Source organism: Rhodococcus sp. WAY2, from assembly GCF_009859915.1.
Lineage (GTDB): Bacteria > Actinomycetota > Actinomycetes > Mycobacteriales > Mycobacteriaceae > Rhodococcus_F > Rhodococcus_F oxybenzonivorans.
In genome coordinates this window covers 570,128-584,718 of the sequence record NZ_CP046573.1, presented here as the reverse complement: position 1 = coordinate 584,718, position 14,591 = coordinate 570,128, and the positions used below count along the sequence as shown (strand labels likewise).

The window sequence follows — 14,591 nt, the reverse complement described above, 5'->3', positions numbered from 1 at the left end:
CGAGGCAGACGGGAAGGTGGGGTGAGTCGGGTGCCGAAGGGGAACATCAGGCGGCGCCGTTGCGTGCGGACTCGGCGGCGTGGTCGACCGGGATGGAGTCGAGGAGTTTGCGGGTGATGGCCTCTTCGCCTTCCAGAATCGCCAGTTGGGCGGCGGCGCGGACCAGGTGTGAGAGGCTGCCGATCATGCCGCCGGTGCGCCGGTGCAGGTAGCGGGCATGGCGAGTCAGCGTCCCTGGCTCGTGACGGTGCAGACGCAGCGCGTCGTCGAGGGTGGCGATCAGGGCCTTCCATTCGGCGTCGCAGGGGAACGGGCCGGTGTTGATCAGCACACAACGCCCGGCGATCTGCTTGCCACGCACCCCGGTGAACAGCCGACGCTCGATGTCGATCCCGGCGTAGACGAACGTTGCGGGCAGGTGCTCCGTGAAGTATTTGAGGTGGTCGGACATGTCCTCGCCGGCGGAGGTGGCCAGGTTCAGGTTGTGCAGTTCGTCGACCAGTACCAGGTCCACCCGGGCCGCGATCATGACCTGGCAGACCGCGTCGGCGATGTCGGTGGTGTTGTAGCCGCGTTTGACCGGCGGCAGGCCGAGGAAGCGGGCGAACTCCATCGCCAGTTTGCGCGGCGATCCTTTCGGTGGGGTGGTGACGTAGACGACCGGGATGCGATCGCCGGAGCGCTCGGGATAGCGTTGCCGCACCATCAGCTCGTGGGCGCGGCCGAGCTGTTTGAGGGCGGTGGTCTTGCCGGTGGTCTGTGGACCGGACACGATCAGCCCGCGGCGGGCGCTGATCTCGCGCCGGTTGAGCAGGGTCAACAACCGGCCCTGTCGGGCCACGTCACGCAGCGTTGACGTCGCGACGATGATCATTTCCGAGTGATAGTTCAGCCGTGCCTCGTCGTAGGCGTCCTTGTCTTGCTCCGACAACTTCGCCCACCGCTGTTCAGGCAGCAGGTCGAAGTGGGCGGCGGGGGTGTCGACGAACCGTCGCCACCCGGCGAGTGTCATCGTCGGCTCCCGCCGGTCGGTCTCGAGTCCGGAGTCGAACTCGTCCGCCGGATCGTTGATGTGACCGGCTACCACCATTTCTTGGCCTCCTCACGGGCGTCGAAGACCCCGAGGGGGATCACGTCCGCCATCTGACCGTTGTCCTCGTCGTTGTCCTCGTCGTCATCCCATCGCGGCGGGGGCCCGGACACCGTCGGCGGCAGTGTCCGATCGGCCGCTGCCACTGCTCTGGTCCGGCCGGCGACCCGCTTGTCCTTCTTGGTCGGCTTCTCACGTGCGGGACCGCGTTCGGCGGAGTCCAGCAATGCGGCTGCGGCGCTCGCGATCTCGGCTTCCGTCACCGGGTCCTCACCGCGGCGGGCCAGCATCTGTCGGGCGTGATCCCAGGCCTGTTCCCCGAACGGTGTCGGCCCGACCCGCAAGTGGGTCCACGGGGCCTGTATCCAGCCGCCGTCGTGATGATTGCGGACCCAGATCCGGGTGACGTCGTAGGGGTCGTAGTGCACTTCCCACAATCCTTTTCGCGCGTTCACCCCGGAGTGCTGGCGGCGGTGGGGAGTCAGCGCCGCGCAGTCGTAGGTGCGGCGTCCGATCTTCACCCCGTAGGCGTTGATCGCCCGCCAGACCGCCGGCAATAATTCGATGTAGTCGTCGGCGGTCAACGGCACCGGCACGTATCCCGCGGTTTCCACCAGCGCGGCATACATCTCGTTGGGGGTCAGCGCCTTGCCGGGGATCAACGGATGCCGCAGCCCGTCGTGGGGACGGTTCTGCCAGGTCGAGACGAGCCACTCGTCGAGCAGCTGTTGCAACTCGACCATCGACCACACGGCGCTGTCCTCGGCGCCTCGGCCGCGGCGCTCGACGCTGCTGCCGACATAGCCCGCGACGTACTGCGCGAACAGGGTGCCCACCGCGGAAAAGCTCGTTTCGACGGTGCCCTTCTCCCACGGGGAGCCTTCGTGGGAGGGTTGCAGGTTGATGCCCATCGCTCGGCAGGCGTTGCGGAATGCCTGTGACATGTAGACCATGCCGTGATCACACACGATGGTCTCCGGCACGATCACCGGCCGCGCGGCGGCGTGCTCGAGCCGTTGATCGATATCGGTCAGTCGTCGGTGCGGCAGCACCGACCGCGACATGCGCAGTGCATCCGACCAGCCCGGCCGCATCGGCTCCGGGGTCATCGCCCGCGCCAGCAGCAGCGCCGCATCCACCGCCTTGGTCGTCGGCCGCAACACCGCCGCCGGGACCGACCGTGTGGCCACGTCGACGATCCAACTCAACTCGACCCGGTCGACCATCCCGTTGTCCAACACCACCCGCACGTCCAACGGAGTCGAGTCGATCTGCGTCCACTCACCCGGTCGCAGCGCGGTGACCGTCCCGAACGGGCCGTCCGGCCGCTGCGCCAACGAGCGACGCGTCCGCGCCGAACCGAAGGTGTGCTTGCCCGCCGAGATCCGCTCGACCAGCCGATAGAACGTGGCCCGCGCCGGCATCACCGACGCCGGATCGACACCGTGCTCCTCGACGAGGATCTGCTCCACCCGCCGCCGCAGCCGAGTGACCGTCCCCGTCGACTGGTTCGTCTGTTCGAGCACTGCCCGGTCGATCGCGGCGAGCACACGCTCGTCGGTCCGCGCGCCCGCCTTACGGGTCGAGCGGTGGTCGATCAAACCCCACACACCGTGTTTCTCGTAGGCCAGGCGACAACGCTGAAACGTGCTCAACGCCAATTCATTGCCGTCAAGAGAGAGCTCGTTGACCTTCGCCAACTCGCGCTGCCGCAGACTGTGCACCGCCGGGTCGTACTCCGGTCGAGGCCGGGCGGCCCGCCCCGCTTCCGGTGGAACGCCCGCGATCACCTCGACGATGTGGTGTTCCCACCATCGCGCCTGCTCCACCATCTCGGGGGCGACACCATCAAATAGCCCTCGAGGCGGCAACGCCGCCACCCGGGTCACCACCCGAAACCCCGGCGCGGACAGCAACTCCGGCAACCCCATACTGCGCTCGCCGCCGGCCACATCGACCAACCGGACCTCGGTCCCCGATAAGCCCGTGACCGTGTAGGCGGCCCCGTCGACCTCAATCTCCTCGCCCACCCGCAGCTCAGCCGGCCGCGACACCGTCATCGGCCACCCCCAGCCACCCTGACCACAGACTCCCCGGTCAAGGGCGCCGACACCAGGTCGGCAACCAGGACCCCGGTCCACATCAGATGAAACAACGACGGCAGCATCGCGAGCCGATCGCCGACCCTCTCCACGCCAGCCACCAGCGGTGACGGGTGGGAAAACACCTCCACCAGCATGTCGCGGTGGGCATCGTTCAGGCATCGGCGATGCCGATACCCGGCCAGCCATCGCACATTCGCCGACAACACCGGGTCCACCGTGCCCACCCGGCGATAACCCCAGCCCACCGACTCACACGCTGCGGCCGTGACCGCGAACGCCGCGGCATCCTCGTCCTTGATTCGGTCGTCGGCGCGCACATCGACCACCACACCACGGCCGTCGACCATCCGGACGAAGAAGTCAGGGGCATGGCGACGGGTCTTGCCGCCCGACTGCCATGACAGCCAAAACGGCTGCGCCGCGAACGACCTCACACGCGGTGAGAAGTCCAGCATCATCAGCTGATCCCGCTCCAACCACGACTCGTACCCGACATGGCGTTCCATGCGGGCAGCGAAATACTCACCCGAAAAACTCCGCTGCCCCCGATAGGAGGGGAACTGCCGCACCGGCGGCACATCCTCGAACCGCGTCGCCCAGCACATCGCCAGCGCGTCCCGACGCTCAACCACACCCGCCGAACCGACCTCCAAGAACCGCAGCTCGAACCCATCCGCGTGATGGATGATGGCCGTCGCCGCCGCTACACCCCTCGCCACCATCACAACCCTGGACTCGACGCAGCACGAACAGCCCAAAGTAGAACACCGGGTGCCTCAACTTCGTGAGACGACACGCCGAATGCCTCAGATTGATGAGACTGCCTCAAGTTCAATGAGACGGGACAGCCGACGTCGCCGCTGTGAAACCACCCGTGCGTGAAGGCAGCCGTATTGGCCGCCTCATTGTTGCCGTAGCCTTGCATCGCCTGCGGGCCGCGGTAGACAATCTCGCCTTCCTGCCCGCGTGGCAGCAGCTTGCCGTTCGGCCCCATGATGCGCACGTCGGTGGTAATGACGGCGGTGCCCCATGAGGCGTTCTTGTCCCACTGGTGCGACGGCCACTGCAGCACCGACGGCGGGGTGAACTCGGTCTGGCCGGATCCGAGCACGACATCGGCGTTCGGGAACACCTCGCGTATCTCGTCCAGACGCTGCTGACTCATCGGAGCCATGGCGTAGATCGCCATTCGTACGTTTTCGCTACCAGGCGCTCCCTTGCCCGCCGCGTCCACCAGCTGACCCCACATGACCGGCAGCAGCATCAAATGAGTGACTTGTCTGGCGGCGAGATCATGCAGAAGTGCATTCGGATCGAAGCTACGGTGAAGCACCACGGTCCCACCCGTAAGCAGCACCGGCAACGTCAGACAGTTCAGGGCAGTGACGTGAAACAGAGGCAGCACGATGGGAAAAACCGAGCAACTATCTCCCCGTTCGTGCCGAAATTGCACGCAAGTACTCAGCGCGGCCATCATCACTGCGACATGGCTGGTCAGGACGGCCTTGGGACGCGAGGTGGTACCGGAGGTGTACAAGCACTGAGCGATGTCACGGTCCTCGACTAGGACCTCGACAGCGGGGACCGTTGCGCTGATGAGCTCCGCGAACGGCATCACCGGGATGCCGGCGAGCTCGGCGTGAGGGGCGCCAGTACGGGCCACCACGACGCGCTCTACCGACGACACCGTGGTCGCGGCAAGGGCCGTCTCGAGCAGCGCCGCGAACGACTCCTCGACGACAGCCACCTTCGGGCGGGCGTCGTCGAACTGGAACGCTACGCCCTCGGCCGTGATGCCGAGATTGACCGGCATGCACACCACACCGATCTTCGCGCAGCCGAAGAACGTCACCAGGAACTCCCAGCAATTGGGCATCAGCATCGCCACCACATCACCCCTCTGCAGACCGAGGTCGAGTAGTCCGGCTGCGGCGGCGTTCGACCGCGCCTCCAGTTCGCTGTAGGTCAGCACCACGTCCCCGTCCACAACCGCGGGCCGGTGCGGGAATTGCTGAGCTGCGCGGGTGGGCAGGTCACCGAGGCAGACCCGTTGCACGAGATTGACGGTCAGTAGCGCGACACCGCCGAGTTCCGGACGTAGGGACATCGTCTTTACTCCAATTCGCCAGAGGGCCTCGCAGCTGGCCCCGGTCTGATTCTCAAACGCCGGAACTATCGCGGCTAGCCCTCGTCTGGGTATCGCCCTATCTGCGTTTCCTATCACCCAACGACCTCTTCGCCGTTGACGCGCACAGTGCGCAGAAGGCAGCGTCAACAGCACACCCCCGCCGCGAGCGGCCACCCCACAAAATGAGCGGGTTGATGTGTTTCGGGGGCACACAGCAACCCGAGCGCGCCCGTGCCGAGAGCCCGGGCCGGAAACGGAGATCAGAGATGTCTACACAGATCGAAACGCACAGAGACGCGCCGCATGGGAGGTCTACGGATTTCGATGCGGTGGTCGTCGGTGCGGGCTTCAGCGGGCTGCGGATGCTGCAGGAACTACGCGGGCTGGGCCTGTCGGCGCGGGTGATCGAAGCGGGCTCCGACGTCGGCGGCACCTGGTACTGGAACCGGTACCCCGGAGCCCGCGTGGACAGCCAGAGCTGGGTCTACGCCTACTCTTTCTCCGAGGAGTTGCAGCAGAACTGGCGGTGGAGTGAGCGATACCCGGCCCAGCCCGAGACTCTGTCGTATCTCGAGCACGTGGCTACCCAGTTCGATCTGCGGCGCGATGTCGAGTTCGACACGAAGGTGCAGTCAGCGGAGTTCGACGATGCCAGCACCACCTGGACCGTCACTACCGACCGGGGGCAGAGTTACACCTGCAGGTACTTCATCACGGCCACAGGACCGCTGTCGCAGCCGTACCTTCCCGATTTCGACGGGCTCGCCGACTTCGAGGGCCAGTGGTTCCAGACCGCGCGGTGGCCGGAGGAGGGCGTCTATTTCGCCGGCAAGCGGGTCGCCGTCGTCGGTACCGGGGCCACGGCGGTGCAGATCATCCCGCAGGTGGCGCGCGAGGCCGCCGAACTCACGGTCCTCCAGCGCACCCCGAACTGGGTCCTGCCCGCGCGAAACGACGTCCTCACCGACTTCGAGGACCGCGAGATCAAGGCCAACTACGAGGCGATCTGGAAGCAGGCCCGCCAGCACTTCTACGGCTTTCCGATGGACCCCGCCGGCCGCACCAGGGCCGACGTCACTCCCGACGAGCACCAACGGATCCTCGAGCGCGGCTGGGAGATCGGCGGGTTCGGGTTCATCTTCGAAACCTTCGACGACATCCTCGTCGACGACGAAGCGAACAAGATCGCAGCGGACTTCGTCCGCAACAAGATCCGCATGATCGTCGAGGACCCTGCGACCGCCGAATTGCTCTGTCCCAAGGACCATCCGATTGGCGGCAAGCGGCCCCCGCTCGGGCACTACTACTACGAGACCTACAACCGCGACAATGTCCGACTCGTGGACGTGAGCACGACTCCGATCACCCGTATCACCCCCAACGGGGTCCAGGTCGGCGACGAAGAGTACGACGCCGACATCATCATCTTCGCCACCGGATTCGACGCGGTGACCGGGACGCTGAACCAGATCGACATCCGGGGCCGCGACGGCGTAAGGCTGCGCTCCAAGTGGGAGCACGGACCCCGCACGCAGCTCGGAATCGGCGTGGACGGTTTCCCCAACATGTTCATGGTGGGCGGACCACAGACACCCTTCGCCAACATCCCCGTCGTCGCTGAGGGGACCGTCGAGTGGATCGGTGCCGCCCTGCAGCACATGCACGACAACGGGATCGAGCGGATGGAGGCCGATCCTGACGCGGTCGAGAGGTGGCGCAAGCATCTCGATGACATCGTCAACGCGACAGTTCTGGTCAAGGGCAAGGGCGCCTGGTGGCTCGGCGACAACATTCCCGGAAAGCCGCACGCCTGCCTGTTCTACTTCGCCGGCGCCGGAGCCTATCGGCAGGAAGCACAAGCCTGCATCGACGAGGGCTTCGAAGGCTTCACTCTTACCAAGACATCGTGACCAAGCGACAGGAGAACAACATGGGTACCGCTCTTCCTAATGCGTTGAAGGACAGCTATACCGAGATGTCCGCTCGAATGGCAGCCAATCCGGAGATGGACATCGCCACGCTTCGCAACATGCTCGACAGCCTGGCGTTGCTCGCGGCCGAGCCGACCGACGTCACCTACCAGGACGTCGACGCCGGTGGCGTGTTCGCCATCCTCGCCACCCCGGCCGGTGCCAGCACGGAGCACATCCTGGTGTACGCCCATGGTGGAGGCTGCGTGACCGGGTCCGCAGCCAGTCACCGCAAGCTTGCCGCGCACGTTGCCAAGGCTGCGGGAGTTCAAGCGATCATTCCGGACTTTCGCCTGGCGCCGGAGTTTCCTTTTCCCGCGCAGATCGAGGACCTCGTCGCCGTGCACAAGTGGCTGCGCGCAAGGGGCTACCGGCCGGAGAATACTGCTACCGCGGGTGACTCGGCGGGTGGAAATCTTTCCGTTACAACCGCCCTGAAGTTGCGTGAGCTCGGCGAGCCGCTGCCGGCCGCCATTCTCGGTTTCTCCCCGTGGTTGGACATGGAAAACCTCGGCAAGACGATGGAGAGCAACGCCGACAGTGAGGCTCTGGTATCCCGTGATGTCAGCGAGTTGATGGTCACGCTCTATCTTGGGGAGACGTCGCGGACCGAACCGCTCGCCAACCCGTTGTATGCCGACCTGGCCGGGCTACCGCCTGTCTTCGTCAGCGCAGGCGATGCGGAGACCCTGCAGGACAACGCCGAACGGTTCCACGACAAGGCCCGCGACGCGGGAGTCGACGTGACGCTGGAGATTCAGCCCGGCCAACAGCACGTCTACCTATTCATGGCCGGCAAGTCCACAGAAGCCGACACCACCATCGCCAACGCCGGGCGGTGGCTCCGCGACCGCCTCGGCCTGGCGAGCTAGACGAATCGCAGAAGGTTGGTCGGTGGAACAGCGTCAGCTTCCACCGCCCACCTCCTTCGGCGACAGCCCTCGGGCAGAGCAAGCAGCGGCGCAGCAAGCGACTTCGGCCGAAAAGCTGAGACATATAGAGAGGAATCACCGACATGGTGATGTTCACCGAAGAGCACATCGCGTTCCGCAAGATGGTTCGCCAGTTCGTGGACAAGGAGATCCAGCCGAACGTCGACAAGTGGGAAGCCGACGGCGGGTTCCCGGCACACGAACTGTTCCCCAAACTCGGTGCACTCGGTCTGCTGGGCCTCGAATACGACAGCGCCTACGGCGGGCAGGACGCCGATCACCTGTACACGGTCATCCTGCGGGAGGAACTCGGCCGGATCGACGCCGGCGGTGTCCCCATGTCGATCGGAGTTCAGACGGACATGGCCACCCCGTCGCTGCACCGCTTCGGCAGCGAAGAACTCAAACAAGCGTATCTCGCGCCCGCAATCGCCGGCACGGCGGTGTGTTCGATCGCGGTGACCGAAGCGGACGCCGGATCCGACGTCGCACGGCTACGCACCCGCGCAGTGCGTGACGGCGACGACTGGGTCATCAACGGATCGAAGCTCTACATCACCAACGGAACCCAGGCGGACTGGATCTGCTTGCTCGCCCGCACCTCCGACGAGCCCGGCGCGAAGGGTTTCTCCCAGATCGTGGTGCCGACCGACCTGCCGGGCTTCGCGGTCTCCCGCAAGCTCGACAAACTGGGGATGCGGTCCTCCGACACCGCCGAGCTGACGTTCACGGACCTGCGGGTCCCCGTCACCAATACCATCGGGGAGATCGGCCGGGGCTTCCAGCAGCAGATGACCCAGTTCCAGAACGAGCGGATGAGCGCTGCCTACGACCGGGTCGGGGGACTGCAGCAGGCCCTGGACCGGACCCGCGACTACCTCAAGCAGCGGACCGCGTTCGGCAAGGCCCTCATCGACAACCAGCACGTCGCGTTCCGGCTCGCAGAACTCTACGCCCGCCTCGACATGCTGCGGCACTACAACTACGCCTGCGCCGAGGCCTACATGCGCGGCGAGGACACCAGCCGCTACGCGACGGTGGCCAAGCTCGAGATCGGCCGGCTCTCCCGCGAGGTGGCAGCGACCTGCCTGCAGTACCACGGCGGAATCGGCTACATGGAGGAAACCTGGACCGCCCGATTCCTCCGGGACATGGCGCTGACGTCCATCGGTGGCGGTGCCGACGAAGTAATGCTGCAAGTCCTCACCAAACTCGACGGACTCCACACCTGAGACATCCCGAAAAGGAACCGCCGCAGCGATCTCGACGCGAGTGGCGAATCAAGTACTCGCTGCATTACGTCATGCCATAGAGCGTGTCTTATGTGGCGAGTTTCCTGGAGCTGAAGAGGGTGGTGGCCAGGCGGAGGAATTCGGCGATGTGTTCGTAGCGGATGGTTAGCGCCGGTGACCGGTGACGGTTTGTGGTCGATTATCGAGGCATCACTCGCGATCCGGATTCCACCGAGTAGGAGACAGTGCCAGGCGATCTCGACACTTCGCGAGCGATAGAAGGCCTTCAGTAGGCGAACTATGTCACTACACCAGGCAGGACTGGGGTGGGAATTGCCGGGTCGTTCTACCATTGCTTCGGCATAGTGATGGGCACGGCAGCGGACGGATGTCCGCTCTCAATGGAGTTGGCATACGCGACCTGCGGGAATGCTAAATATGTTGACGAGAATCGAGACGTGGACGGACAGCGTAGTTGGCATTTCCGTGGCGATTCGGCGGGTCCGCTACGAGCACCGAGTGGCGTTGACGTGCACAGACGACGAAGCCGCCACCCAGTTTCACGAGACGAACCTGTGCCACAATTGACCACTCCGGTAGTCACTTCTCGTGCGGAGTGGGTAGTGGTGGAATCGGTCGACGGCATCGACGGAGATTGGGTTCGGCGGTGGGAGAGAAAGTAGCAGTTACACGCCAGGCATTGTCGAGAACGAAAATTCGCGGACGAGAACGTTGTCGTCGAGTTCCGTGCAGACTTCGGCGCGTTCGAGGGGCCGGGCGGCTCGATGGTCCCGGTGTGCAGCTCATTTCGTGGGCGTGTCCGCTCAGAGGTCCCACAGTGCGAGGAGCGCGGTCCGGAGGGTGGGGGAGCGGACGTAGTGATCGGTCCGTAGCCGTGAGCCGGGGTGCCCGAGGTCGGTGAGCGCCTTCTCGGCGTCGGTGAGAGGCACGGGTGGCAGGTCGGTGCGGGTGCGCAGGAAGAACAACACCGCTCCGCCCGACCGCGGGATCCGCATCGGATCGGAGATCACCACGGCCGGCGGGTGGATCCACTCGTCGCCGGTGGAGACGAAGACAATCACGTCGCCGCGCCGAAGAGTGCCGCGTGTGTCGAGGCGGAGCGACTCGAGCTGGTACTTCACCGCCGGCCCGCCCGCCGTCGAATGCCGGCCCCGCTGGCTGTCGAGGACCTGCTGTTCGGTGTCGGTGGGTTCGTAATCGACGGCGTGCTGGACGAACATCCGCCGCACCGGGGTGGGCAGGAAATCCGTGTCGGTGCGAACGCGGCCGGTGACCCCGGGCAGGGGGACGGCGCGGCCGATCTCCCACTCGAGGATCGCGTCGTCGAGGAACACCTGATCGACCTCGGTGATCTCGTCGAGGCCGTCGATGAACTTCCGGACACCGGCGACGATCTCGGGGTCGTCGGTGATGACCACAGCGTCATCGGCGAGGGTGGAGTTCTCGGACGCGTTCGCCGACCCGATCACCGCCCGGGTATTGGTCGCGATCACCTTCGCGTGCAGGGTCGGTGACGACAACACCCGCACCCCCTTGTTCAGGTAGTAGGTGAGTGCGGCGGGGGAGGTGGCGTGCGCCCGGATAGCGGCCTTGGACGCGTTGACCACCAGCAGGTCCCCGGCGCGCAGCGGAAGCAGTTCGGGTGCGTCCTGCCCGAGGTAGCCGATCGCGGCGTACCGGGCGCCCCGAGTGCGGATCGCGCGGGTGATATGCGGCCACGGGCTCGGCCCGTGGAAGGTGGTCCCCATACCGACAGACGGTAACCGGCCACCGGCGCGGGCGGGCAAAAGCCGTTAATGCCGTCGCCACTGTTCTGCATCCACTCTGCACGGAAATATGCACGCACGTGTGCGTGCGTAGATGCGTGCAAGAAGGCGTGTAGTGGGTAGGATGACTGAAACCGAAGTAACACGGGCGGACACGAGTGGGGTGGGTATGGCGAAAGTGGGAGACACTGGGGGCGGCGCCCGCCGCCCGACCGGGGGTGGACGCGCAGGTGCCGCTCGGTCGGGAAAGCGCGGTGCCAGCGCGGGGGGTGTTTCTGGGTCGGGGGCGCCGAGTCCGGAGTTGACGGCGAAGCTGGAGCCGCGGAAGGGGCCGACGAAGGTTCCGCTCAACACCCGGGTACTGGTCTCGACGGAGGCCCGGTTGAACTGGCTGGTGAACCACCGTCAATCCACGGTGACCAACGTTGTAGACGTCGCTCTGCAGGAGTTCTTCGACCGCTACCGTGTCCCACCGGCCGATCTCGACGGCCGGATCGTCGAGCAGGAGTCATGAGCTCCCCGTGGGAGCAAATCCCCCTGTTCACCCTGCCCGACACCACCCCGGCGGCGTCCCCGGAATCCGCCAAGAAGGACGGTCTCCCTGACGTAACCGATTCGGTGGGTGTCACCGATCAGTCGGGCTCGGAACCGACCATTGCCACGCACCCTGAATTCCACGAGCAGTGGGACGCTGAGTCGGACGAGCAGGTTGATGTCGCCGAAACTCCCACGGTCGCCGAAACTCCCACGGTCGCCGAAACTCCCACGGGCCCGGAGTCTCCCGACCTGGACACCACCGACGCGGACAGTGATGCGGCCGGGAGCGTCGCGGCCGTACCGCCGGTGTGGGAGGCGCTGCCGGCTGGTGAGGCCGCGGATGGGCATGCGTTGATCGTGACCGCCGCCGGTACGTACACCCCTTCGGGAAAGGAGTTGACCGGTCCGGTCGATTCACTCGAGAAGCTGGACAAGCTGATTCGCTGGGCCTCTTTGACCCCGTTGGGTGCACCCGCACAGATCTGGGTCGTCGGGTTGGCCGCGTGTGGGCTCCTCGGGTGGGTGATCGATCCGGGCAGTGAGGACGACGTCGACGACATGGAAGCGTTGCGGACCCGCGCCGCAGCCGAGTTGACCGCCACCCTCCATGCCACCCTTCCCCCGTTGCTCGGTGCGGGGTGGGAGCTGCGCGGCGAACCCGGGCATGTGGTGCACCTGTCCCGCACGATCGGGAACTTCACGTCGATGATCGATGTGGTGATCGAACCGTATGTGTGGACCTATTGGAACAAGGACTTCGGCTGGCACAACCGGGTCGGCGATATGGGTGTCCTCGGCTCACCCACTGCAGGAACCTATCTCCCGGACGACGACCTACCGGCCGCGCGGGAACTGGGCCGCCGGCTGGGATGGTGCGCCCAGCATCTCGGGGTGCTCCCCGGGCCGACACCGGCCCGCACCGGCGCCGCGATCATCGACAAAATCAAACGGGAACGCACCCGCAGCGGTAAAGGCATCGTGGTGACGACCGCCGGACCGGTGCCGCCGCTCGACGGGGCGCCGCGCGGGGACCTCGAGCCCGCGGTCGGCTGGACCCGGGTCCCGGAGGCGAGTGACCTCGAGGATGCGGACCGGTTGGTGTCGATCGACCAACGCGCCGCCTATTTGGCCTCGGCCGGGATGCTCGAACTCGGTTACGGGCAACCCACACATTTGACCGGTGGGGCGGCCGCGGCCGCGGCGGTGGGGGAGAAGGGCACCCCGTTCGGGTTGTGGCGGATCACCCTGCCGGCGGGGCAGGCCTTGTCGCTGCCCGAGAAGCTGCCTCTGCCGCATCCGCACATGCTCGCCGATCAGCCGGTGCAGACCTGGGTCACCACCGTCACTCTCGATGCCCTGCGGGAGCCGGTGGCGGATGGTGGGATCGGTGCCGATCTCGACGATCTTGACGTCACCGAGGCGTGGGTGTATCCGCAGCAGGGGCGGGTGCTGGACAAGTGGGCGAAGATCCTGCGTGAGGCCCGCAAGACCGCTGTGGACACCCGGGATGCGGCGATGAAGGGGTTTCTCGGGTCCTGTTACAAGGGGTACATCGGGCGGATGGTGAACCCGGACATGTGGACTTCTACCCGCATGGTGCATCATCATCAGCCGTTGTGGCGGGCGTCGATCATTGCGCATTGCCGGTGGCGGGGCCGCCGTGTCGCGATGCGCATCGCCCGCGAGCACCATCGTTGGCCGGTCCGCACCGTCACCGACTCCTGGGTGTACCTCCTCCCCGACGGTGAGGACATTGCCGACCTGAGCGAGGCGCTGGGAAAGATGACGGTGGAAAAGGACGTGGCCCTCACCGACACCCTCCTGGATGCGGTGGCGTCGGCGGCGGATGTGCACGAGGTGAACCTGGCGATCAAGGCCGCCTTCGCCGACGACGAGGACGCCGCCGACGATGATGGGGCGGGGGTGGACTGATGGCTTTGCATCTGCCGAAGCCGCGGACGAAGAAACCGGCCCAGCAGGCGGTCGGGCTCGACGGCCTCAAAGTGTCCGTGGCGAATGCCGCGACCAGTGGGGTGGAGAAGTCGAAGCAGGTCACAACCGGGGGACTGGCCGGGCTGACCAGCAAGGTGACGGTCAAACAATTGCGGAAGGAGCTCGGGAACGAGGGCTTACGCCAGGCGGCGATCGACGCCGGCCGCACCCCGCCGTCCGACCGCACGTTGCGCCGGTGGGCGCAACAGGGCCGCATCCCCCATGCGGATGTGCTCGAGCGGGCGCAACGGCGGGCGGCGATCGAACGCCTCGGCGGTATCGATGCGGTGGCCGCGAAGATCGGACGGTCCCGCTCGGCGGTGTCCCGATACCGGTCCGGGGAGACGAACGAACTGCGTGCCGACGCCAGCAAAAAACTGAAAAACGTGCGGGCCGAGGACATCATGAAACGTGCCGGGGTGTTACGCCCGGATGGAACACCGAAGACCGCGGTCATCCGGGTAAAGGGTGGTGTCATGGTCCGCAACGGCGCCGACGAGGGCTACGACTACCGGGTCCGCACCCTGGACTTCGCGAACTCCGACACCCCGTTCACCAGTGAGGAGTCCCGCGAACTCGCCGCCGCCCTCGCAGGCGACGATCACGCCCGGGTCGTCGCCTTGCTCGAGCGGCACGCCACCCTCGACTACCCCGAGAACAAGGGCTTCGACAGATACAGCGACCAATTCGGATTCCACTTCGACCACATCGACTCCGTCCACATCGACTGGATCTGATCTGGGGACGTGCCGTTTGCGCAGGTCATAGCGCGGGGAAGAGACACAGGAGTACGGAGGCTTGAGCGGCAGGCGACGTGC

At 65.9% G+C, this 14,591-nt stretch carries 11 protein-coding genes; 6 read left to right on the top strand and 5 right to left on the bottom strand.

Annotated elements, in window-relative coordinates; translation table 11 throughout:
* Positions 1-46 precede the first annotated feature (46 nt).
* From GFS60_RS32760 to GFS60_RS32745, 4 genes are read right to left on the bottom strand one after another with little or no spacing between them, the layout of a single operon-like run.
* Positions 47-1,090 (bottom strand): ATP-binding protein, encoded by a 1,044-nt coding sequence (locus tag GFS60_RS32760; protein WP_159928368.1) that lies wholly within the window; start codon positions 1,088-1,090, stop codon positions 47-49.
* The gene (locus GFS60_RS32755) at positions 1,081-3,150 is read right to left on the bottom strand and encodes a Mu transposase C-terminal domain-containing protein (RefSeq protein WP_159928366.1); all 2,070 of its coding nucleotides are present in this window, start codon (positions 3,148-3,150) and stop codon (positions 1,081-1,083) included. Before GFS60_RS32755 ends, GFS60_RS32760 begins: the two co-directional genes overlap by 10 nt.
* Complete coding sequence (locus tag GFS60_RS32750; RefSeq protein ID WP_159928364.1) at positions 3,147-3,917, bottom strand: TnsA-like heteromeric transposase endonuclease subunit; 771 nt, start codon at positions 3,915-3,917, stop codon at positions 3,147-3,149. Before GFS60_RS32750 ends, GFS60_RS32755 begins: the two co-directional genes overlap by 4 nt.
* Positions 3,917-5,302, bottom strand: coding sequence for a class I adenylate-forming enzyme family protein (locus tag GFS60_RS32745; RefSeq protein WP_236603615.1), 1,386 nt, complete (start codon positions 5,300-5,302; stop codon positions 3,917-3,919). The genes GFS60_RS32750 and GFS60_RS32745 overlap by 1 nt, the downstream gene beginning before the upstream one ends.
* 287 nt (positions 5,303-5,589) lie before the next feature.
* Here GFS60_RS32745 and GFS60_RS32740 point away from each other — a divergent pair, with 287 nt between their 5' ends.
* The 3 genes from GFS60_RS32740 (at position 5,590) to GFS60_RS32730 (ending at position 9,457) form a co-directional block, all read left to right on the top strand.
* Positions 5,590-7,233, top strand: a complete 1,644-nt coding sequence (locus GFS60_RS32740; protein WP_236603614.1) for a flavin-containing monooxygenase — start codon at positions 5,590-5,592, stop codon at positions 7,231-7,233.
* Positions 7,230-8,165, top strand: a complete 936-nt coding sequence (locus GFS60_RS32735; RefSeq protein WP_328799846.1) for an alpha/beta hydrolase — start codon at positions 7,230-7,232, stop codon at positions 8,163-8,165. Before GFS60_RS32740 ends, GFS60_RS32735 begins: the two co-directional genes overlap by 4 nt.
* A gap of 146 nt (positions 8,166-8,311) precedes the next feature.
* A complete protein-coding gene (locus GFS60_RS32730; protein ID WP_201453703.1) occupies positions 8,312-9,457 on the top strand; it encodes an acyl-CoA dehydrogenase family protein in 1,146 nt (381 codons plus the stop codon).
* Positions 9,458-10,281: 824 nt separating this feature from the next.
* On the opposite strand, the gene GFS60_RS32725 is transcribed toward GFS60_RS32730, so the two are convergent.
* Positions 10,282-11,226, bottom strand: coding sequence for a phospholipase D family protein (locus GFS60_RS32725; protein WP_159928473.1), 945 nt, complete (start codon positions 11,224-11,226; stop codon positions 10,282-10,284).
* Positions 11,227-11,368: 142 nt separating this feature from the next.
* On the opposite strand from GFS60_RS32725, the gene GFS60_RS32720 reads away from it, so the two are divergent.
* From GFS60_RS32720 to GFS60_RS32710, 3 genes are read left to right on the top strand one after another with little or no spacing between them, the layout of a single operon-like run.
* Positions 11,369-11,758: a hypothetical protein gene (locus tag GFS60_RS32720; RefSeq protein WP_159928471.1), complete on the top strand. Its 390-nt coding sequence runs from the start codon at positions 11,369-11,371 to the stop codon at positions 11,756-11,758.
* On the top strand, positions 11,755-13,713 hold the full coding sequence (locus tag GFS60_RS32715; RefSeq protein ID WP_159928469.1) for a hypothetical protein: 1,959 nt from the start codon (positions 11,755-11,757) through the stop codon (positions 13,711-13,713). The genes GFS60_RS32720 and GFS60_RS32715 overlap by 4 nt, the downstream gene beginning before the upstream one ends.
* On the top strand, positions 13,713-14,510 hold the full coding sequence (locus GFS60_RS32710) for a hypothetical protein (RefSeq protein WP_159928467.1): 798 nt from the start codon (positions 13,713-13,715) through the stop codon (positions 14,508-14,510). Before GFS60_RS32715 ends, GFS60_RS32710 begins: the two co-directional genes overlap by 1 nt.
* Positions 14,511-14,591: the final 81 nt, after the last annotated feature.